At 33.9% G+C, this 20,519-nt stretch carries 21 protein-coding genes; 10 read left to right on the top strand and 11 right to left on the bottom strand.

Features of this window, described 5'->3' with window-relative positions; genetic code table 11:
• Window positions 1–80: 80 nt before the first annotated feature.
• Entirely contained in the window at window positions 81–338 is a 258-nt protein-coding gene (locus tag C0W29_RS01045) for a hypothetical protein (protein WP_045072049.1), read from the bottom strand.
• A gap of 408 nt (window positions 339–746) precedes the next feature.
• Here C0W29_RS01045 and C0W29_RS01040 point away from each other — a divergent pair, with 408 nt between their 5' ends.
• Entirely contained in the window at window positions 747–1,727 is a 981-nt protein-coding gene (locus C0W29_RS01040) for a hypothetical protein (protein ID WP_045041954.1), read from the top strand.
• A 260-nt stretch (window positions 1,728–1,987) separates the two neighbouring features.
• Here C0W29_RS01040 and C0W29_RS01035 read toward each other — a convergent pair whose 3' ends face one another.
• The 4 genes from C0W29_RS01035 to C0W29_RS01020 form a co-directional block, all read right to left on the bottom strand.
• On the bottom strand, window positions 1,988–2,317 hold the full coding sequence (locus tag C0W29_RS01035) for a hypothetical protein (RefSeq protein ID WP_045041955.1): 330 nt from the start codon (window positions 2,315–2,317) through the stop codon (window positions 1,988–1,990).
• A 174-nt stretch (window positions 2,318–2,491) separates the two neighbouring features.
• The gene (locus tag C0W29_RS01030) at window positions 2,492–3,253 is read right to left on the bottom strand and encodes a hypothetical protein (RefSeq protein ID WP_045044488.1); all 762 of its coding nucleotides are present in this window, start codon (window positions 3,251–3,253) and stop codon (window positions 2,492–2,494) included.
• A 14-nt stretch (window positions 3,254–3,267) separates the two neighbouring features.
• Window positions 3,268–3,477 (bottom strand): DUF4258 domain-containing protein, encoded by a 210-nt coding sequence (locus C0W29_RS01025; RefSeq protein ID WP_045041957.1) that lies wholly within the window; start codon window positions 3,475–3,477, stop codon window positions 3,268–3,270.
• 25 nt (window positions 3,478–3,502) lie between these two features.
• The gene (locus C0W29_RS01020; RefSeq protein ID WP_107277781.1) at window positions 3,503–4,708 is read right to left on the bottom strand and encodes a hypothetical protein; all 1,206 of its coding nucleotides are present in this window, start codon (window positions 4,706–4,708) and stop codon (window positions 3,503–3,505) included.
• A gap of 856 nt (window positions 4,709–5,564) precedes the next feature.
• On the opposite strand from C0W29_RS01020, the gene lepB reads away from it, so the two are divergent.
• From lepB to C0W29_RS01005, 3 genes are all read left to right on the top strand, one after another.
• Window positions 5,565–6,446 (top strand): signal peptidase I, encoded by an 882-nt coding sequence (lepB, locus tag C0W29_RS01015; protein ID WP_045041959.1) that lies wholly within the window; start codon window positions 5,565–5,567, stop codon window positions 6,444–6,446.
• Between the two features lie 2,134 nt (window positions 6,447–8,580).
• Window positions 8,581–9,852, top strand: coding sequence for a hypothetical protein (locus C0W29_RS01010; RefSeq protein WP_045044490.1), 1,272 nt, complete (start codon window positions 8,581–8,583; stop codon window positions 9,850–9,852).
• Window positions 9,853–10,501: 649 nt separating this feature from the next.
• Window positions 10,502–10,843, top strand: a complete 342-nt coding sequence (locus C0W29_RS01005) for a hypothetical protein (protein WP_045044491.1) — start codon at window positions 10,502–10,504, stop codon at window positions 10,841–10,843.
• A gap of 653 nt (window positions 10,844–11,496) precedes the next feature.
• Here C0W29_RS01005 and C0W29_RS01000 read toward each other — a convergent pair.
• Window positions 11,497–11,784 (bottom strand): YdcH family protein, encoded by a 288-nt coding sequence (locus C0W29_RS01000; protein WP_045044492.1) that lies wholly within the window; start codon window positions 11,782–11,784, stop codon window positions 11,497–11,499.
• Window positions 11,785–12,129: 345 nt separating this feature from the next.
• Window positions 12,130–13,050, bottom strand: coding sequence for a LysR family transcriptional regulator (locus C0W29_RS00995; RefSeq protein ID WP_045044493.1), 921 nt, complete (start codon window positions 13,048–13,050; stop codon window positions 12,130–12,132).
• Between the two features lie 121 nt (window positions 13,051–13,171).
• On the opposite strand from C0W29_RS00995, the gene C0W29_RS00990 reads away from it, so the two are divergent.
• Complete coding sequence (locus C0W29_RS00990; protein ID WP_045044494.1) at window positions 13,172–13,840, top strand: SDR family oxidoreductase; 669 nt, start codon at window positions 13,172–13,174, stop codon at window positions 13,838–13,840.
• Between the two features lie 92 nt (window positions 13,841–13,932).
• Window positions 13,933–14,298 (top strand): cupin domain-containing protein, encoded by a 366-nt coding sequence (locus tag C0W29_RS00985; RefSeq protein WP_045041966.1) that lies wholly within the window; start codon window positions 13,933–13,935, stop codon window positions 14,296–14,298.
• 148 nt (window positions 14,299–14,446) lie between these two features.
• Here the strand turns inward: C0W29_RS00985 and C0W29_RS00980 are convergent, their stop codons facing one another.
• The 4 genes from C0W29_RS00980 to C0W29_RS00965 all read right to left on the bottom strand — a co-directional run bounded on the left by C0W29_RS00980 (window position 14,447) and on the right by C0W29_RS00965 (window position 16,690).
• The gene (locus tag C0W29_RS00980; protein ID WP_045044495.1) at window positions 14,447–15,301 is read right to left on the bottom strand and encodes a bile acid:sodium symporter family protein; all 855 of its coding nucleotides are present in this window, start codon (window positions 15,299–15,301) and stop codon (window positions 14,447–14,449) included.
• Window positions 15,302–15,631: 330 nt separating this feature from the next.
• The gene (locus C0W29_RS00975; RefSeq protein WP_045041968.1) at window positions 15,632–15,910 is read right to left on the bottom strand and encodes a hypothetical protein; all 279 of its coding nucleotides are present in this window, start codon (window positions 15,908–15,910) and stop codon (window positions 15,632–15,634) included.
• A 176-nt stretch (window positions 15,911–16,086) separates the two neighbouring features.
• The gene (locus C0W29_RS00970) at window positions 16,087–16,377 is read right to left on the bottom strand and encodes a hypothetical protein (protein WP_235868988.1); all 291 of its coding nucleotides are present in this window, start codon (window positions 16,375–16,377) and stop codon (window positions 16,087–16,089) included.
• A gap of 109 nt (window positions 16,378–16,486) precedes the next feature.
• A complete protein-coding gene (locus tag C0W29_RS00965) occupies window positions 16,487–16,690 on the bottom strand; it encodes a hypothetical protein (protein ID WP_045044496.1) in 204 nt (67 codons plus the stop codon).
• Between the two features lie 486 nt (window positions 16,691–17,176).
• Here C0W29_RS00965 and C0W29_RS00960 point away from each other — a divergent pair, with 486 nt between their 5' ends.
• From C0W29_RS00960 to C0W29_RS00945, 4 genes are all read left to right on the top strand, one after another.
• Complete coding sequence (locus C0W29_RS00960; RefSeq protein ID WP_045044497.1) at window positions 17,177–17,335, top strand: cold shock domain-containing protein; 159 nt, start codon at window positions 17,177–17,179, stop codon at window positions 17,333–17,335.
• Between the two features lie 178 nt (window positions 17,336–17,513).
• Complete coding sequence (locus C0W29_RS00955) at window positions 17,514–17,726, top strand: hypothetical protein (RefSeq protein WP_045041971.1); 213 nt, start codon at window positions 17,514–17,516, stop codon at window positions 17,724–17,726.
• An 879-nt stretch (window positions 17,727–18,605) separates the two neighbouring features.
• Window positions 18,606–19,256 (top strand): S24 family peptidase, encoded by a 651-nt coding sequence (locus C0W29_RS00950; protein ID WP_045044498.1) that lies wholly within the window; start codon window positions 18,606–18,608, stop codon window positions 19,254–19,256.
• Window positions 19,253–20,506 (top strand): Y-family DNA polymerase, encoded by a 1,254-nt coding sequence (locus tag C0W29_RS00945; RefSeq protein WP_036794567.1) that lies wholly within the window; start codon window positions 19,253–19,255, stop codon window positions 20,504–20,506. The genes C0W29_RS00950 and C0W29_RS00945 overlap by 4 nt, the downstream gene beginning before the upstream one ends.
• Window positions 20,507–20,519: the final 13 nt, after the last annotated feature.

Raw genomic sequence — 20,519 nt, 5'->3', positions numbered from 1 at the left:
ATTCAAGCGGTAAGATTTTCCATACCAATATTTTCTAATGCGAGCATCTATTCCCCACTAGTTATTACTTTTTCATTAGGCTATGTAGCGCTATGGCTGCTGGTCTCATATATGTTAGGTCGAATTCTTTTTTTTGAAGCAAAAAGGGATGACAAGTTATTTACTGTAAATAGGAAGTCGTTAACTCCAATCTTTTGGGCTAGCTTACTTTTCGGGATGGCAGTCATAAATGTAATTGTGCTATCAGCCTTTTCATCTTCCTTATCACTGTCAGCATTAGATCTTGTAAGTATGAGAAACATGTCGCTGGGGTATGGTTTTCTAGCTTTTCTTTTCATGTTTATTTTCCTTCTAGTTGTAATGCAAATGATTAGGGTGATAACAAAAAAAGTTAGCCAGTAACTGTTAACATCCAGACGAACCCTGTCAGAAATGGCAGGGTTTTTTTGTATCCATATATTAAAGAGCAAGAGGTAGTAGTTGTGTAAGGATTTCGTCTACATCCCATCTAAAGATAAAGATTTACGTTTGAAGAACATTGAACGTCAGATGGAAACAGTAATAGGTCGGTTTAATCGTCAATATAATGCTTAGAAAGTTGGTCTAATAAAATTGAGTAAAACCCAGTTGAAAGTTCTGCAGTCGATTATTGTGATTGAGGTATGAGTTTTGTTTTATATATATTTGTTTTAGAAATAGTAAGATTACACTGTGCGGCTTATTTTACTGAATTTAGGGTGCGTTAAATGTCTAGAAATTATTGGGGTTACCGAATTGATAAAACGAAGATTGACTTTTTCCGTCAAGAGTTGGCAGAAGGTAAGTTAAGACAGGGTTGGGGATGGGATGATGAGCAGAATCTAAGGCAGCTCACGATGGATAGTGGCGCTCGTCGCAATCTACCTATTTTTCGTAAGGTAAAGAAAGGTGACATATTATTAGTACCTCGATTACCGACATGGAATGAAGTTGCAATCGTTGAAGCGACACAAGATTTTGATGAAGGTTATGATTTTTTCATTCATCCTGAGCTAGAGGACTTTGGGCATATTTTCCCTGCTCGTTTGATTAAAAGTTTTAATAGAACAAATACGAACGTATTGGGGGATCTAAGAGCGAGCTTAAAACAGGTTAATCGCTTTTGGAATATGAGTCATTGTAAAGACAGTATTGAAGCGCTTATTAATCATGATGAACTTTTAATTGATTCGATTGGTTTTAGTAACCGTTTTAATAATCTTCTCACTGATAATATAAGTAAATCTCTTGAACAAACGAATTTTTATAATAGTTTCTATCAACAGATGAATAAGCAATTTTCTAATGAAGAGTGGGAATACGCATTAGTTGAAGGTATTAGAAAGATTTTACCTGAGCCAATTTTAGTTGAGCGTACTGGTGGGCCTGCTGAGAAGGATCATGGTACGGATATCCTCATTACATTACCTGGTTTACTTGGGAAGAGTTACGGTATTGCTATCCAAGTGAAGGATTACCGTGGATTAATGAGTGATGGCGCTATTAAACAGATTCAAAAAGCTGATTACTGGAATAATGAAAACTTCACTGTTATAGATAAATACGTCATTGTCACTTGCTGTCTTGAAGATGATCATCCAGAAGAAGATTTTAAAGATATTGATGGCGTAACTGTTTTATTCGCAGAGCAGTTGGAAAGTTTGTTGAAAGATATTACTACAGGGTTCATTGGTTTAGATAGGAATTAATGTCTAGGTTCTTCCGAAAGAGCAAATTGTGCTAACGAGTCCAACTCTCGGGAAATAAAAATTTTCGACGCTCTTAACCACCACCACCGAGGTTAGCGATTCTGCCTATTTTCGGTAGTGAAGGGTAGAGCGTGATGCGTAACGTTAATCATATAATATGTTTGGGATAAAAATAATCTAGATTCAATATTTAACACCAAGATATTCACATGAGCTTGATAGAATTCTAGTGTTTCGTTATTCAATGTAAAATTTGTTTACTATTTAGTTACATCAGTTAAAGAGTTAAAGAGTGAAATACGTTTGGAATTGTTTTTTTCAGATAGTAGTAACTCTGCATCATTATAATTAATCCAACCAATGGCTTTATGAGCACTTTGGGTATTTCCTTTACCGTAATCACGCCACCCAGCACAATACATTATTCTCATAGCATTGAGTGCATCGTCAAAATCTTGGATATAAGCACCATTATCTTTCACAGGTGTTTCGCCAACCTTATATCCAGCTTTTGCTTTTTGACCTTTATTAAAAGGAATACAACATGTTTCTTCTGTGGAAACTGGAACGCGATTTATTCTATTTTTCATATAAAATCTCCTTGAATTAAATAACTCTCGTGTATTTTATGGGAAACTCTTTAATGGAAGCGTCCTTATGATATAAACATTACTTTATCACCTAATAAAACTTATATCAGTATAATAAATTTTTAATAACAATATTTATTTTTTATAAATTAATATCAAATTGTTTATAATTGTTCAAAGTGAAGATAATGTATTTATTAGTAATCGTTTTTTTTCTAAAATAATATCTGGGTTAGTTTTTATAGATAATGAGTTTTCAGACTTTTCACCTAAGAAAAAAGCAATTCTTTCAGCATTAGCCCCTGATGGATGTGGCATACCTGCTAAAATTTGATTACGTTCGATATAGCCATTATCAGCCATAAAATACAGCACATCAGCTACCGAATCACCTAATGGAAGATATAAAGTATCAGGTGATAATTGACATAGTTCGTCACCGAGATACTGTTCAATCACATTTCGTAGTAATGGTGAATTCAACATTTTTGGTGTACGGCCACTATAGTTTTTTCCATTTACAAATACAGGGTAACGTAAGACGGAAGTGTAATGTACTAAATCTTTTCGAGAGCTAAATAACTCTTTACAGTTATGAATCCCCAGATGTTCATGTAATCCAATATAATTTAACATACGTATTAAATTCTTACGCATAGATCCTGCGAAACTGGCTGTTTCTTTTGATGATTTATAAACAACGTCTAACGGAGCATTAATTGAAAGTTGTTGTTGTGCATTCTGCAAAGCAATTTGTGCTTGTTGTAAGCCTGGTGTAATACCACAAATAACAATTTTTGCAGATAAGTTAATATAATCAAAAGGAGCGTAGTATATAGTTAGTGATTGATTTTCCTGTAATAATAATGAATTAGGTAATTCATTTAATGGAAAGGTTAAATTTTCTATTGAATCTCTAAATTTAGATAACAACATATTATAAGACCTTATTAGTAGTATTCTTTCACAAAAGCTGTAATTACAGACGGTTCCCACCCATTTGTTGCGATAACATAAATACCATTTCTTTCAAATGTAACTACATTATCTTCCCTTGATTTATTTTTTACAATAAGCCCATATTTAATTGCTAAGTCAATATCATTGATAGTTAATCCTCGCTCTATCATTCGTTGTTGTACATGTTTAGATAAATACATAATAATATCCGATATAGTATTAGATTTATTTTGTTATAATTGAAATTAATTTTATTACTTCTTCTCCATTAAGAACTTTCACTTTAAATAAAGTATCATATGCAAGTTCAGGTATTTTTTTTAAATTACTGTTTCGTCCATAAATATGAGCATTTTTTTCAACTTTATCATATTCTGTAGTATTAAAACTTGTTAATGACGTTGTGCATATTTTTTTTTGTAACCATATATTTACTTTTTTTGTTTTTTCTATAGCAATAACATTTTCACCAATAATCATTGGTTTAATATATTTTGTTTCTGTTATATTTTTGTGTGAATATCCACCAATTTTAATAATATAATCGACAACATCAATATAACTAATGTTTTTATTATTTTTAAAATCTAAAAAAATACTTTCTTTTTCTTTTTCTTTTTCAATAACTATATTTTTTGCATCATTAACTTTACTGCAAAATGATAGGAAGTCTAAAGAGAGTAATTCATTTAATTCTAAAATTGCATGATTGTCATTTAGTAAGTCATAAAAATTATTGTTATGACTTTTCAGTAAATTTGAATAGTATTCTACTTTTTTATTCTTTTCTACTAGGCGGTTTATATACTTTTCAATGCTTAAATAAGGATCTTCGTATGTAGTGAATTCTATATCATTAGGGTTATCTAATGATATGTCAACTTCAATAATTGGTTTGAAATGTCTACGATCTTTTAACCAAGAAATAGCTTTATTCTTATCTATATAGTCGCACTCGAAATCATCTTTAAATCTAAGTTCATCGTCAAAATATTTATTTGACATTAATGATGTTGGACTGCTTATATTCTTTGATGCTAGTCGATCAAAATCAGATGAGTCTAAATACTCAGAATACCCGTAATCACCAAAGCCATGAAAACCAATAACATTCTCATTAGTATATAATATCAATAAAGAGTTTAAATTCTTCAATAAAGCTTGGAAATAATTAATTATTTCTAATTCATCTTGAAAATCAAAATGTTCCGCTTGCTCTTCAAATGTTGATAATAATCCCAAACCACTATTAATGGATAAACATAGTTCAAAATCACCTTGGACGTCTTTTGTAGTTAATTCACCATAAACCATTTTCCTACAAAGATTAATTGGCTCACTTTCACTAATATCAATTTTTGCAAAAAGACAAAGACAACGATTAATAATTTCTTCTAAATGCTCTAATTTGGAATCGAAATCAGTTTTCATAATAATCCTATAAGAATAATAAATATGATTAAACAGTGTTATGTATTATCAATAACGATAATAATAATATTATTACTGTTGTTATTTATCTGTACATAATAACTATAGTCACGAAGTAAAAAATCGCCAGTAAAAATAAGCGAAAACTATTAAAAAGATATTTTTTGGTAAAAAATGGTGGGTAAATTCAAGCTAAAATATAAATTAAGCTGTGTTGAATCATAGTGTTCAGATGCTGGAGGACGATCTAATCTATACTCACTTAATAAAATTAAAACGTGGCTTTGTCCCTGAAGTGTCCTAAGTAATTTGAAAGGTTATTTAGCTCTTTAATATCAAATGGTTACAAGTTACGTATTAGAGTCAATCCAGTACAAGCTTGATTCGTTGGTTTTTTTCATAGTTTTTCTAAAAGCCGTTGGCTCAATATCAAGTTATAGCAATCAATGACATGCTGCATCACAACTTAATATTATTTTAAAGCTATACGTTATAAGGCTAAGTATCCCGTAACTGACCTAATAGAGGCCAGTTTTTAGGGAAAATAAAGCCTTCCTGTTCGTCATTCCCTACAGTGAATGCCGTGAGGGCGATAGGGAATCTACTATCCGCGTGTTGTAGGGTTATTTTTTGTGTCTTTATATGGGTATCATTAATGCTTAAACATGTGATAGATCATCGGTAGCTCATCTCTCAGAATTGCGCGTCGTAGCCGTTTAAGCTATTAAAATAATGACGAACAAGGTGAGATCATAGTTTACAAAATCTAACCATTTTATTTCGCACATTAATCATGTTCAATAAGCAGTACTATTATTCATAGATTATTTTATTTACACATTTTTTGGGATCGTACATGCTTTCAATATTCAATGCAGCAGAATTTTTCTCACTCATTCTTACTCTCGCGACCTTAATAACAGGTATTGTTTTCGCGTTAGATAAGTTTGTATGGAGACCTAAACGAGAAGGGCAGACACAGGAGAGTACATCAGGTTGGGTTGCTCAAGCACGCTCAATGTTTCCGGTGTTGTTTGCTATTTTAATTATTCGATCATTTATTATCGAACCTTTTCAAATTCCAAGTGGTTCAATGCAGCCAACCTTGTTACCTGGTGATTTTATTGGCGTAGAAAAATTCGCTTACGGGCTACGCGATCCTATTTTCCACAAAACACTAATCCCTACGGGTAAACCGCAACGTGGTGACATTACAGTATTTATTGATCCATCAAACCCGAAGATCGATTTAATCAAACGTGTTGTTGGTTTACCGGGTGACACCGTTATTTACCAAAACAAAACCCTTTATATTAAACCGGCTTGTAATGGTCAGAAAGTATGTCCTGTCGCGCAAGAAGTACCCAAACAATATGTTGGCTTAACTAACTTTACTGAGCAAGGCGTACAGTTAAATGAATACAACGAGCAACTAGGTAAAGTGAATCACCATATTTTGCGTGATCCTGCATTACCAGAACAAATTTACAGTTATTACCAACAGCCAGGTTCACCAATGGGCGAGTGGGTTGTACCAAAAGGCCATTACTTTGCGATGGGTGATAACCGAGATAACAGTTTAGACAGCCGTTACTGGGGCTTTATGCCAGAGCAGAACTTAGTTGGCAAAGCGACCTTTATTTGGATCAGCTTTACCTTCAATCATGACGCAGATTCAATGTGGCCAAGTTGGTTACCGAATGGGGTTCGCTTCAACCGTATTGGTAGCATTCACTAGAACCACTACAAATAATAAGATAAAACGAGAAAACCGATATGCTAATAACATATCGGTTTTTTTATTAAGCCATATTGTTTTTAATCAAATGATATTTATCTGGGATGATAAGAAACACCAAAGAAACATAGGATCTTCATAAATGCCACTTAAGCTGACATTACTCATACGTTTCCTAATACCTACCAGCCTAAATAGCCTAACCAATTTCTGTCCATTAGTGTTTATTCATAGCAGAACGCAACCAACGCAAAGCAGCAATATAGTCGGAATTGGGGGGGTGATTACATTGTATGTGAATCTTTGCTAAATCATGCGAGAGATATTGAAGACGGTTTGGGAAAGGGAGATTTAGTGAGAGATAGTTATGTTCGAATGAATGACAAATTTGAATTTGTTTATTCGTCAATGTGAATTGAAATGAAAGTTAATGTATTGGTTTATATATGATCTAACAGTATTGGCCATTTAAGTAGAAGTTAATATTTGCTGGTAATGTTATTATATTAATTGATTTTATCATATAAGCTTACTGGTGCTTGAAATAAGTATGTTAGATCATCCAATGTGCAATCACGTAATTGTGATGGAATAAAAAAGAGTAGATGAATTAAATAAATTCTTATAAGGAATATTTAATGGGATGAGTATTAAAAATGAAAATAATTATTTATAGGGTTAATTATAAAGGTCCAAATTTTCTCCTAATTCGGCCTTAAGTGTAACCTAGTTGTTAAGTAACTGGCGGCATTTTAATTTTTCAAAAATATATACCCTTGTGTAATTAGGATCCCTCATTAAATCAAGCGCAATTTTACGCTCACTTTCAGCTCTTCTTCTACAGCTTATACACCATGACTGTATTTCTGTACCTAGTACGTCTCTATTTCCAAATGCTTCTAATGGGTAGAATACATGTTCAGAATCAAAATCTGAGCACTCAGGGCAAGATTTATAGTAAGTACCATTTTTTTGAGCACTAAGTGAAGTCCTTAGTGGTTGAGGGCAACACAAACATTTCATACATTAATATCCTTACATGCTAATAAGAGCTTTTATTTAATATCTATATTAGAAAAAAGTCTATTTATTTTTAGAGCAAAGCATAAAAACGTATTCTTTTATTAGTTATAAATGATGCAGAATAGTGTCATTCAGTCAATTGAGGACGATTTAGTTTATTCTGATTTAATGGAATTAATAACGAATTTTGCCCTGAAGAGTCCTAAGTGACGAAGAAAGTCATTTAGCGATTGTATATCAAATAGTTACAAGCAGCGTAGTAGAGTCAATTCAATAGTATTACCGAGAATAAAACATAAAATTCTTGATGATAATATTTAAAAACAATGGCTTAAGCTAATTTTCAGTAGGTCGCTTAGGCAGCCTTTGTTGCCTCTAAATGTTACCGCATAATAATATTATGCCTTGAGTGACTGCTATTTGCGGGTTTCTGGCGTTATTTTATTTATGAAATTGATTTTTTCATGATAAATCTTCAGCAACAAATTGATTTTATAGGCGTTTAATTTTGCATGTTATATTAAAAATAAGAATATTTACTCTAATAAATATAGTGTATAAGTATGTATCAATATGAAACATGACGTGTAGATAAGGACAAAAACCACATGGAAGTGGATATAACTAGCAGAACTTCTCCCTTTTTTATAGTGTAGCTGTCGTCTTGATTCTACCTGAATCTAAAATACTCTAATTCCATTATCTAAAGCCGCACCCGAAAGGGATGTGGCTTTTTTATGCTTGTCTTTAGGAATAAGGGGCTGTTATTAAATGGCTACTCATCAAGGTGTTTTTATGTATTTATAAAATCATGGTAAATATATAAGGTGATTATAGTTATTTAACTTGAAGTAGATCACGATAATAATATGTTATTTACTTAATTTGTAAATGATAAAATAAAATCGAGCATATCCCGGTCTATATATCTTCGTTTACCATGAACATGTTCTCTTACATTCAATATAAAAGAACATAAGATACGTAAAGCAATTATAAGTGCATTTATAGCTATTACAGTTATATCGGATATTGGTTTATAAATAGGGATTTTTCTTTCCTATTTTAAAATTAAATGCTTGTTCCTTTCTATCAATAACGAGAAAAGTCGATGAAAACATTTTGCATTATCTTTATTTTTCTTTTGACACCACAACTTTCTTTCGCTGCGATAAAAGTCGGTGTATGGAAAGAAAATATAACACCTACCTCGTCAGAACTTTCTGACAGCTGCATGGGAGGGTACGGTTTACCATTAACTAATCCTCGCTGTGGTGTGACAGAAACGCATGACTATTTATCTGTACGCGCGCTTTATATGGCAAGTAAGAAGACGCAATTATCGATGTTAGTTTTTGATACCACGGGTATTGGCGATTCCATCATTCACGATATTAGGCAACGCGTAAGCGAACTGACCGATAGATTAGATACTAGAAATCTGGTCATTATTGCCACACATACTCACGCAGGGCTCGATTACCAAGGAATATGGGGCGGTGTTGATAAAGAATATCGCAACCGAATTGTTGATATGGCAGCTAGATCTATCATTCAAGCGCAATCCACGGCTAAAGTTGTAAAAACGTTTGCAGCACAAACTCGTGTACCTGTCTCTAATCGCAGAGGTTGGGATGTTGTCGATGATAGTGTTACTACACTTTTTTTCAACAATAGGAAAACAAATCAACCTATTGCTACACTAGTTAACTTAAGTGCACATCCCACCATATTAGATGGCAACAATATGCAATATAGTAGTGATTATATTGATAGCTTAAGAACAAAGATTGAGCGCAATAGAGGGGGAATGACAATATTTGTCAATGGTATTTTGGGTGACGCTCAATTTAATACTTCAGATAGAACGTTTGAAAAAGCAGAGGAAGTCGGAAATTTAGCCGCGAATGCAATCCTTGAATCAGAGAAAGAAAAGAAAAAAGTGAGGGGATCACTCGATGTTTCAACAATTTCATTCAATCATGCTGTAACCAATACCGCTATGCTTCAGCTGCAACAAAATGGCGTATTGGATATTAATTTGGATGATAAAAAGCAAGTTTCTGTTGATTTAAAATATGCACATATCGGTAAAGATGTCAGCTTATTAACCTTCCCTGGTGAAGCATTATCACGATTAGGACTACCGATTAAGCATGAAATGGACGGCAAATATAAATTATTTGTTGGGTTAGCCAATGCTTCTTATGGATATTTTATTCCTAGTGATGAATTCGGGAAAATCCCAGGTAGAAACACAGAAGAAATGTTTTCTATGGATAAATATGCAGCAGATGAAATCAAACAAGCTATTGATTTAAGGTTGAAAAAATCAAATGAGCCATCATCTTTGAGGGATGGATATAGTAAAGGGGATCATTAATCACCTTTATTTATAATAACTATTGGCAATATCTTAATGATGTTAAGTAATCAAAAATACTGTTAGTACGTATCAATTACATGATTGGAAGCCATACCAGAACCACTGCACCGAAAGGCGCGGTGGTTTTTTTATGCCTTTTTAATGAGGTTTTATAGATAAGCGAATTATTCCGTGTAGATGGTATTCTTCTTGAGTCATTTGAACGTCCTAAGTTATACATTTCAACCATAATGGTTGTGTTTGAGAAATACCTTAAAGAGGTATATTCCACTTAAATAAAACAGTAAGTGTGATACTGATCGCATTTAATGGAAGATAAATTGTAAATATGTATTGAATCATTATGCACATGAAGTAGTGTAAATAAGCTTTTCGAACCGTGGGTTTAAGTTTGCTTTCGTAATACGGTTAAATGGATTTACAAGGATGTGAAAAGCTCTTTTATAAAAGATTTATAGCCGGGCGTTGGTGTTATTGTTCTGAAACATATACAACAAAATATAAAGAATTTTGCGGTCGAAATTAGTACTCAAACAAACTTTGCGAGAAATAATAGTTAGTTTGTATCAGATAAAAAACTAACGAATCTTATATTGATATCTATAGTTATTGAGTAAGTTATAATTGAATAATACGGGTGTTAGGTATGACGTGGAATGTTTTAAATATTGATTATATAAATACGCCAAGCGAGGCTCTCAATACAGAGATTCAAATTTCAACAGCTGTAGTTGATTACTTCAATGGCTTACCACTAGGTGCGTTTTTTAAATGCCCCATTTCAGTTATGCATAAAGATAGTCTTCAAATTCAAGTTTTTTTCCCTCCAGAACTAGTAGCCATTGCTTTGTTATTAGGGGCTACACCTGCTCAAAAACCTGATTTCTATGCATTGAATAGAATGACGGATATACACATTAGCCCTATTGGACTAGATGCTGAATCATCTTATTTTCAATCTATTTTTGTGAATTCTAACTACCTCTAATAAACGGTTATTATTAACTTCTGTTTTGCAAAACAGAATAAGCAATATTCAGCGATTCTTTATGAATATACGCTATGTTGGCATTTTCAATACAACAGAGTCAGTAATTTAACCATAAAAAGCTAACAACGACGATTTACTTATCATTTAACGACATCAGAGTTTACGTTTTGTAGTTAAGGATAGCAATGCTCAGTCTACACTCTTGGGGGCGTGACTTTAATCCCGAAATTGACGTTTAGCGTATCTTACAGTACTACTCATGCAATGGCTTATAAATCGGATATATTGCATATAACAGTAATACGAATAATTAGAGATAACATTCTCATAGTACAATAATCATCACAAATTTGGATACGTAATATCTTTATTATGCTGGTTGTTAATTGGTTATGGCGTTGGTTTTACAAATTTAGGTGGGGTATGTGTAGATTCTTTTTAATAAATCCTAAATCTTGTTGTGATGGGGATGAGTGTTTAGAAAATGAAGCTGGTGATATAATTATCTGTGTATGTGGATGTTGTATCCTTTTAGCGTAAAGAGGATGTCTCTTTAAATAACTAAATCCCTATTATTCTGTTGGTAAATAGCAGCGTAATAGGGAGGTGTTATGTTTAAAGGTACAACATGATTTTTATAAACGTTTTTACTAATTAGCAAAATCATCTTGTTCAATATTATTCCAATCACTACAAGTATTTACCATAGATAAAGGTTTTTCATTTTTTTGTAAATTATATTCTTCTTCATCTCTAATAATAGAAAACATCTTGTACTTTAGATCTAATTGTATTTGTTTTAACTCTAAGATATCATTGAAGTTATTTTCAAGCTTTAAGATTGCTTTATCTAAGACATTATATTGAATAAATAATTTATAAAAATGACAGTTTTCTTTTTTTAATTTTATAAATGTATCATTATGTTCATAAAACATATAAGTACCGAATGAATTTGTTTTATTTTCTAAATATAAAGTATAAGACGTTTAATTTATATTCAATCTAATTTAAAGATAAGTTAAGTTTTTTATAAATTAATTCAAATAAATATTTTAATTTATTATTGATACGTAAAAGATCAAATGGGCATTACTTTGGGTAGAAGAATATTAGGTTCTCTAAAGCTATACTCTATGATGGTGTTACCTAGCGTAGAGAAAATATGTGGTGGGTTATTAGTAAGACGACACTGGGTAATATGTGTCGTCTTCTTTATAAAAGAATAGTTAGCATTGAATATTTAGATAAAAAATTGGCCAAACTCACAATAAATATTCGTGTTACTTTAATATTTCAGCAAAACGTTCAATTAAAAAATCAAGAAACAATCGAAGTCTCTTAGGTTGATACTGGCGACTGAGGTAAATCACATTTAAGTCGGCGTTAGCAGAAGAAGTGAATGCGTTGAAGTTTTTCATGTAGCCATTGAGTACAGTGACTAGTCGCTGCTGTTTAATGTCTTCTTGAATATCAAGGATTGATTTTAACGCAATGCCTGCGCCATCTAATGCCCACTGTCGAATGACTTCACCATCATCTGAAAAACGCTTTGGTACCACAGTAATTACGTTGTGCAATTCTTCGTCTTGAAAATGCCATGTTTTCATTTCCTCGTTATTGCGCACCATCGCTAAGCAATTATGTTCGGCTAAATCTTGTGGCGTAATTGGAGTGCCTTTGTTTGCAAGATACTGAGGAGAAGCACACAAAACGCGTCGACTAGAAGCGAGTTTTCGAGAGATGAGGTTGCTGTCTGCTAATTCTCCGTAACGAATTACAACATCCAGCCCAGATTCTGCCAAGTTGGACAAATTATCGTTCAAGTATAAGTAAGGGATCACATCAGGATATAATTCACTAAACTCCGATAATATCGGTGAGATATATTGTTTACCAATATCTCGAGGTGCAGAGATTTTTAGTATTCCACGTACTTCTGTGGTTCCTGTTTGGAGCAAGTTTTCCGTCTCTTTGACGCTGTCGATAATTTCCAGACAAGCTTGATAATACATAGCCCCAGAGTCAGTCAAAGAAATATGTCTGGTACTACGATTGAGCAACTTAACCCTATAGCGTTCTTCTAATGCTTGTAGTCTTATTGTTACCGCGGCAGGGGATAAACCTAATTCTCTGCCCGCCGCTGCTAATCCTTGATTTTTGATGATACTGGCAAACAGCGTCATATCAGAAAATTTGTCCATACCTTATCCTTTAATATTATTGTTTAGTTAAACTAAATAATTAATTCAAATGTTACATAATTATCAAGTTTATTTAAAATAATATACTGTTCCTATCAAAACAAGGTAAGGACAAAAAATTATGAAATTGGAGCAAATAGTTTATGTGCTCATTGGTGGTACATCAGGCATTGGTGCCGAATTGGCTAAACAATTAGAACATGATAACGCCATCGTACATGTTGCGAGCCGTAAAACTGGATTAGATATCTGCAACGCACAATCTGTGTGCGACTACTTTGAAAATATCGGTGCGTTCGATCACCTTATCGTTACAGCTGGCTCTTATGCTCCAGCCGGTAAAGTAGTGGATGTTGAAGTTTCCCAAGCGCAATCTGCCTTTAATACTAAGTTCTGGGGCACAATTAACTCAGTAAAACATGCAGTGCGTTACATCAAGAAAGGGGGCTCTATAACTCTGACTTCTGGCATGTTGTCGCGTAAAGTCGTTGCTAATACTTATGTGAAAACAGCCATTAATGCTGCAATGGAAGCTACCACTAAAGTACTGGCTAAAGAACTGGCTCCTATTCGAGTTAATGCTGTCAGCCCTGGTTTAATAAAAACTGAAGCTTACCAAGGTATGAATGAATACGATAGAGACACCCTGTATGAGCGTACTAAAAATAGCTTGCCGGTAGGTAAAGTAGGTGAGGTTAGTGACGTAGCAAAGGCATATCTGCTTCTTATTAATAATTCTTATATGACAGGGACTGTGATTGATATTGATGGCGGTGCATTACTTGGCTAAGCCTTAGTCATCACCAGGACGTAAACGCATGCTTGCACTCCTTAGTGCTAAGTATTGGCATGCAGAGGCACTATACGATAAGGTTGTAACTTATGAGTAAAATTAACATTAATGAAAAGTTTGGGCTATTCGATGAACAATGGACACCTAAAATTATTGCTGAGTCAAATGGTCAACTGGTAAAAATTGCCAAAGGTAGCGGAGAGTTAGTTTGGCACAAGCATGATAACGAAGATGAGTTATTTGTTGTCTTTAAAGGCCAACTAACTTTAAAGCTTCAAGCTGGTAATATAGTTTTAAATCCAGGTGAAATGTATATTGTTCCGAAAGGTATTGAACATTGTCCTGTCGCTAAACCGGATACTCATTTTATGATGATCGAACCAGCATCTACAGCCCACACTGGTGAAATTGAAACAACAATTACGATTTCTCAAGATAAGCAGGAATGGATTTAGCGCGTAATAAAAGCTTTCAATCGACAGCTAATACGTTTTTGTCCAATAATGGGTTAAGTCTTATTAATGTACATATATCGATATGATACAAAAAGACCGTCTATAGTGGCGGTCTTTTTGTATCTGCAATTTATCTATAAAAAGAGACTTAAATTGTTATTTCTTTATGAGATTTATGCCAATAAATTAGCATCAATGCTGGAATATTCATAAGAATACCGTAGAGCAATGGTGTAACTGCAAGATCTGGTCGTTGTAATTGTACTACTGCGACAAAGATTGCGGTACCCGCATTTTGAATGCCGACTTCAATGGAAAACGTTTTTATTACCGTATTATCGCCACCGATTACCTTTGCGACTATTGCCCCTAGTGCTCCTCCACAGAGACATAAGGACAAAACAGCGACTGATGCAATGGAAAATAGTTGTTCAAAAACTGATAAATTGGCAAGTAACGTTACAAATACCGTAAAAAATAACGCCCATAATGCTGATTTTCCCGATACTTTAATAAAGTTTTTAAACCATATTGCTGATATGTAAGCTCTCATCACCATACCGATAGTTGTCGGTACTATAGTCACTGCTACTAATTGAAGTATCGCAATCTTTATTGGCATGACTAAATGCGCATCAGTAAGTACTAATGGCAACATTAAAGGAAGACTAAATGGGATAATAAGGCTACTTAATGCTGTCATACTAATTGATAATGCAGCATCGCCACCACTTAAATAAGTAATTGTATTTGATGAAGCTCCTCCTGGTGCTAATGCTAGTAGCCAAAGACCAATTGCGATGGGTTCAGGTAATCCTAAAAAGTGAATAAAGCCATAGGCAATAATAGGTAAGCCGATCAATTGCGTTATTAGACCAGCTGTTATTTTTAGAGGAAAAGATCTAATACGCTTAAAGTCATCTAATTTTAGCGTCAGGCCAACGCAATACATCATCCAAGCTAGAGATAAAGGCAGAATAATAGTTAGCATTGCTTGACTCATGATAAAACAGATCCATTAAAGTAAAGGTTAGAAATCAAACATAAGCATGCTGCATAGCATAGATAATGTAAACTTAATATCTGATATTGCTATATCTATTTAAAGGGATATTTACTTTGCACATGGATAATTACTGCATTAATCATAGTATTGAAATAGCGTATTTTCTTTTAATTAATTACTGGTGATATCGAATAGTATGACGTAAGTATTGTAGAAATAGTGAAGCAGCAAGAAATGCGTTTAAGTTTAATGAGGCGGGGCTGTATAGAAATAATGTGTATTGAAAAAATTAGCGATGGAAGGTTTACATGCCATCACTAAGGTTCGTTATTCTTCTTTATTCGTTTTAAGGAGAGCTTCCATTAGCTTAGTTGAGTCTTTGTAATCCTCAATCTTTGTTGGTTCTGCTGACTTCAGATCCTTTTTCAGTTGCGTATTTAGATCGCCGTACTTCAGAGTTACCGATAGCACGTTATAAGCAGGTATTATTACCTTGTTTTCGCCATCTTCGTCTTGAAGAAAAGCTCCAGCCTTTGTATAAGCAACAAACTTCTGTTCAAAGTTTTCTGTATTACCGTGTGGTAGGCGAAAGTTAATGGTAATCATTAATTGTCCTTAAATATTTCTATGTTATCTGGGCTATCATTTTGAGCCGACCTTTACGAAAGCCCAAAGATGATTTGTAGAATGAGTGAAACTTATAGACTTGTTTTATAGGATGAGATTGTGAGTCGACCAACCGATAAGAGGTAATTATGTTTAATTTCAATAGATAGCTCTATCTATTGATAGATTTCACTTGGAGATGTACCAAGATTTAATGTCTGGTAGCATTTGTGCATATCTAAGAACATACCTTCTTGCTCAATTACTCTCGCCATTAGTTCACGTAAGCTTTCCAAGGTGTGGTTATCTTGTACTTCTATTGTGTAAACATCCATTTCCCATTTGTGGCATTTAGTCTCAGCTGAATGATCATTTACTGCTTTTGCTTTGTGGATCTTTACACCTAACTTTGACAGAAGGGCTGGGATAGTCGCTGTGCCGCAAATACATTCAGATCGGAAAGTCATTAATTTCATGGTATGGGGACTCAAAAAAGTTAAAAAATCAGTCTAATGTTGAAATGCCACAAGGGGATAAATAGGGGAGCTAATCTTGTGAGGAATAATTAAGTTTTTATTATTTTCCAGAATTTATACAACGCTCTGCGTGTGCGAAAAGGTGATTACATTCTTTCTTTTGTTTATCGTATTCTGCTGTTCCTACAATCAAAGAATCTAGTATTTCTTTGGCTTTATTGTAGTCTTCTACGATGAGAGCAAATCGATCTTCAAAAGCATTTTTTCTTATTTTTTTTCCGATTTTTCGTCCAGGTTTACGCATAATAGTCTCGTTATATTATAAGGTTGGTGCAAAGACAAAAATCTAAATTAATAATGAAGAAAAAACTATCGCAGGGTAGGTGAGTTAAATAGAAAAGAAACTGAGAGGCTTTTCGATTAAATATTTAATTAATAGTTTGTTGTCTAAACCAAGGCTATTCTACAGGTAATTTAGATAATAGATATAAAAATAAATATTATTTCGCATAGAAAAAAGGATTAATCATAAAATCATATGTGATGATTTATCTTTGCTGTTTGATGAAATAAGCCTGTACATATTCTAATTTAAGTGTTCTAGTGTAACGGCTCTGTTGTTCAGAGTGATTAATGAAACATTAAGTAAAAGTAGAACCCTCAGAATATCTTCGTTATTGTTGCCATCCTCTGTGTTTCCCTTAACTTCTTAGTCATATTCAATAATTCAGCGCTTAGTAAATTGATATTTTTCACGATAAATTTATGGATTTTCATATAAGGGCAAATTATGTCTAATAAAACACTGGGTTTAGTAAAATGGTTTAATGAAGAGAAAGGTTTTAGTTTTCTGAGTCAAGACAATGGTGGTGTTGACGTATTTGTTCACTTTCTAGCTACCGTTTCAGAAGGCTTTAAGGCATTGACTGAAGGTCAAAAAACGACCTAAAGATCTCTTGTGGGATTTGTTTTTTGTCTATTGATACCTCGAAATTAATTATATTAACCTGCATCGGCAGCTTAATAAAATAACGTGATAAAAATACTAATATTATTATTTTATTCGTTAATGGAATAATAGTGATAATTTAATTAGTAACTTTTTAATTTTTAAATGAGAAATATAAATGTCAGCATATAATATAATGTACTTTGATGACGCTAATAAAATAATAAAGTCAGAAACTGTATTTATGAATGGTTTAAGAGGAGCAAAAATATCATCATCTTCTTTTGCTCCATTCTTTACTGTTAAAATAGAATTAAGAGATATTGTTGGTAAACTATTAGCAACAAAAGAAAATAACTCTTGGGTTAATAATGCCGCTATAGCGTTATGATGAAAAAATCCAAAATTTGGACAGAATATTAAAAGGTCGCTAATAATAGCGGCCTTTTTTATATAGGCGCTTAAACATATGCACTTTCATGGCGATTGCTTAACGACGATTGAGTTATAAAATCATGATAATCATTGACAGTGATCAGACTGTAGAGTCTAGGGTAGCTTCCAATGATGCGTTTATAATGAGTCAATCACACCTTAATCAGCTGCTTAACGGGCTCAACGTCATTTACTGTGGATGTAAGAATTGCAGTGCTATACACAATATTTATGCGAATAATTTACGCTAACAGTCTAATTATTCAATAGTTATCACAAAATTAGATATATAAGATAGCGTCTATGTTAATGATTGTTTAAATATAACTATTATTTAACAAGTTTAGGTGGATATATGTGGTGGCTATTTTTAATAAAGCTTAAATATTGTTGTAACGATGATTATATAGAAAACGAAGTGGGTGGTATCCAATTTTATAGTTGCGGTTGTTGCGTGCTTTTTGCGTAAGGTCATGACTCTTTCAAGAAGTGAATCCATATTCTTTTGTTGGTAAATAATAGAGTGGTAGGACCGTTACACTTAATGATTATGGTATTAAAACGAATGGTTAAGATGTATCAAAAAATAGAAATGAGATTCGGTGTTTATGGAACAAAAAGTATTAATAAAGTGAATGAGTAATACCACCGTTTATGGTCTGCGAATAGGGGATGAAAAACGGTGGTTGTGCCTTTTGTTAATAACCCTAGCTACGTCTGTTTATCTTGTTGTATTCCCCTTATTAAGTGGAAGTCATCAGCGTGATGATTACCGTTTCTGAGTCCGCATTACTGTGATATTATAAAAAACCTGTATAAACAACCAGTGGTTAACGTGTCAGCATTTACTGGGTTTGAAAACCAATCTAAGGCCTATCTTGAATATCCGCTCGATCTTGGTGACATTATTCATCATCCGGCATCAACATTTATTTACACTAAAACAGAGTTTGATCGTTATAACTTGTTACACCGTAACGACTGGGCTATCGTCGATGCTTCTCTTCACCCAGAAAAAGGCGATGTCATACTGATTGAACTTAATGCTGAGCAGTGCTTAATTCCGCTAGATAAGGTTGTTTGGAATGAAGATATGCTGATGCTTGGTGTATTAATTGCAATTATTAAGTTCCACCGAGGTAAATCAGTGTTACCTGATCTCAATATTGTGGATTTAAGTAAAAGCCTTAATTCTTTGTTGATAGCCAGTCCTGAAACCAGCTTTATTAGTCAGGCTGTGGGTAATAATATGCTGCCTCTCGGTATCCCCAATGGATCGTTAAACGTTATTGAACGTCATGTTGATTATAAAGATGGGGATATTGCCGTTGTTTATCAGAAAAGTACGTTCTATTGTCGGCGATTAAACTTCTCTGAAGGTACTTTAGAAGATGGGTATGGCATTTCAATGCCGATTCAACGGCCATTTTCTGTGGAGGGGGTAGTAACTAAAACCGTGATTCTTTTTAGGGCATTACTGCAATGAGCCTTATCGCTATTTTTGATGGAACACGTTTTTATGCAAGTTGTGCTGCTGTCTATCAGCCAGAATTACGCGAAAGGCCAGTAGTCGTTCTAAGTGGTAAAGATGGAATTATTATTGCGGCCAGTCGACGAGCGACAGATTTAGGTATTAAGAAGTTTGGGCCTATTTTTGAATATAAGACCATTATTGAGCAGAATAATGTCGCCGTTGTTGATGCTAACTTCAATCTGTTTGGTGGCTTATCTCGATGTATGCATACTATCTTAGAACGTGCTTTACCAATTTCTCATGTTTATAGTATTGATGAATGCTTTGCTGATATTTCTGGTATTCCTGACCCCCTTCAGTTCATGACTGATTTACGACGACAAGTGTATAAGGAAACGCGGTTACCTATCGGCGCTGCAGCCAGTCTGAATTGTACTTTAGCTAAGGTAGCGAGTTGGTGCGCGAAGAAGGTTCCTGGTTATAAAGGGATCTGCGTGTTAGATAATATAGAACAGATTGATAAGGTGTTAGATATTATGCCTGTGGGTGAGTTGTGGGGAGTGGGTAAGGCGTCTACTACTAAACTACAAGCCATAGGGATTAATACAGCATTGCAACTTAAGCAGATGGATTTAAAGAAAATACAACGTGATTTTGGTAAGCCGATGGTTGCCCTTATTCGCGAATTACATGGTGATAAGATATTGAGCTGGCGACAACTTCCTGAGCCTAAACAGCAGATATTTTCTAGCCGTTCAAAACGTGACCGAATCCATAATGCTCAGGACTTACAGCAGGCGATCAGTTTTCATATTCATGAGGTGTGTGAAAAGGCGAGAAAGCAGCAATCAAATATTAAAACTATCCAATATTTTTGTAGTACAAGTACTTACGACCAATATCGACATTCAGCAAGCATTAATATTACACTCGATTACCCAAGCAATGACACGATCTGTTTTTTAAAGTTATTAGCCGAACACATGCCGCAATTGCTTCCTAATGGTGCATTTATACCAATCTATAAGTTTGGAGTGGGGGCTATATCATTAACGGATGCGAGGTTTGAACAAGCGGATCTCTTTGCTCCTAAACATGATGAACGATTAATGGAGGCATTAGACGGGCTTAATACTAAGTTTGGTCGTAGAACTATGTTTTTGGCCAGTCAAGGGACAAAGCTTATTGGTGAGCGATTTGAATCTAAACAGCTTCGCAACGTATTAACAAGATGGAGCGATATTCCTATTATTCATTGTTAGCTAATGGCTAAAT

Source organism: Photobacterium kishitanii, assembly GCF_003026355.1.
Taxonomy (GTDB): domain Bacteria; phylum Pseudomonadota; class Gammaproteobacteria; order Enterobacterales; family Vibrionaceae; genus Photobacterium; species Photobacterium kishitanii.
Note: the sequence above shows the minus strand (reverse complement) of the source record. Positions and strands in the feature narration are given on the sequence as shown.

Coding starts and splice junctions, on each gene's coding strand:
- C0W29_RS00995 (WP_045044493.1), bottom strand. CDS start 13,050: ATGGACAAATTTTCTGATATGACGCTGTTTGCCAGTATCATCAAAAAT.
- C0W29_RS00975 (WP_045041968.1), bottom strand. CDS start 15,910: ATGATTACCATTAACTTTCGCCTACCACACGGTAATACAGAAAACTTT.
- C0W29_RS01040 (WP_045041954.1), top strand. CDS start 747: ATGTCTAGAAATTATTGGGGTTACCGAATTGATAAAACGAAGATTGAC.
- C0W29_RS01020 (WP_107277781.1), bottom strand. CDS start 4,708: ATGAAAACTGATTTCGATTCCAAATTAGAGCATTTAGAAGAAATTATT.
- C0W29_RS00985 (WP_045041966.1), top strand. CDS start 13,933: ATGAGTAAAATTAACATTAATGAAAAGTTTGGGCTATTCGATGAACAA.
- C0W29_RS00965 (WP_045044496.1), bottom strand. CDS start 16,690: ATGCGTAAACCTGGACGAAAAATCGGAAAAAAAATAAGAAAAAATGCT.
- C0W29_RS00990 (WP_045044494.1), top strand. CDS start 13,172: ATGAAATTGGAGCAAATAGTTTATGTGCTCATTGGTGGTACATCAGGC.
- C0W29_RS01045 (WP_045072049.1), bottom strand. CDS start 338: ATGAAAAGAAAAGCTAGAAAACCATACCCCAGCGACATGTTTCTCATA.
- C0W29_RS01030 (WP_045044488.1), bottom strand. CDS start 3,253: ATGTTGTTATCTAAATTTAGAGATTCAATAGAAAATTTAACCTTTCCA.
- C0W29_RS01000 (WP_045044492.1), bottom strand. CDS start 11,784: ATGTTTTATGAACATAATGATACATTTATAAAATTAAAAAAAGAAAAC.
- C0W29_RS00960 (WP_045044497.1), top strand. CDS start 17,177: ATGTCTAATAAAACACTGGGTTTAGTAAAATGGTTTAATGAAGAGAAA.
- C0W29_RS01025 (WP_045041957.1), bottom strand. CDS start 3,477: ATGTATTTATCTAAACATGTACAACAACGAATGATAGAGCGAGGATTA.
- C0W29_RS01010 (WP_045044490.1), top strand. CDS start 8,581: ATGAAAACATTTTGCATTATCTTTATTTTTCTTTTGACACCACAACTT.
- C0W29_RS01035 (WP_045041955.1), bottom strand. CDS start 2,317: ATGAAAAATAGAATAAATCGCGTTCCAGTTTCCACAGAAGAAACATGT.
- C0W29_RS00980 (WP_045044495.1), bottom strand. CDS start 15,301: ATGAGTCAAGCAATGCTAACTATTATTCTGCCTTTATCTCTAGCTTGG.
- C0W29_RS00945 (WP_036794567.1), top strand. CDS start 19,253: ATGAGCCTTATCGCTATTTTTGATGGAACACGTTTTTATGCAAGTTGT.
- C0W29_RS00970 (WP_235868988.1), bottom strand. CDS start 16,377: ATGACTTTCCGATCTGAATGTATTTGCGGCACAGCGACTATCCCAGCC.
- C0W29_RS00955 (WP_045041971.1), top strand. CDS start 17,514: ATGTCAGCATATAATATAATGTACTTTGATGACGCTAATAAAATAATA.
- C0W29_RS01005 (WP_045044491.1), top strand. CDS start 10,502: ATGACGTGGAATGTTTTAAATATTGATTATATAAATACGCCAAGCGAG.
- lepB (WP_045041959.1), top strand. CDS start 5,565: ATGCTTTCAATATTCAATGCAGCAGAATTTTTCTCACTCATTCTTACT.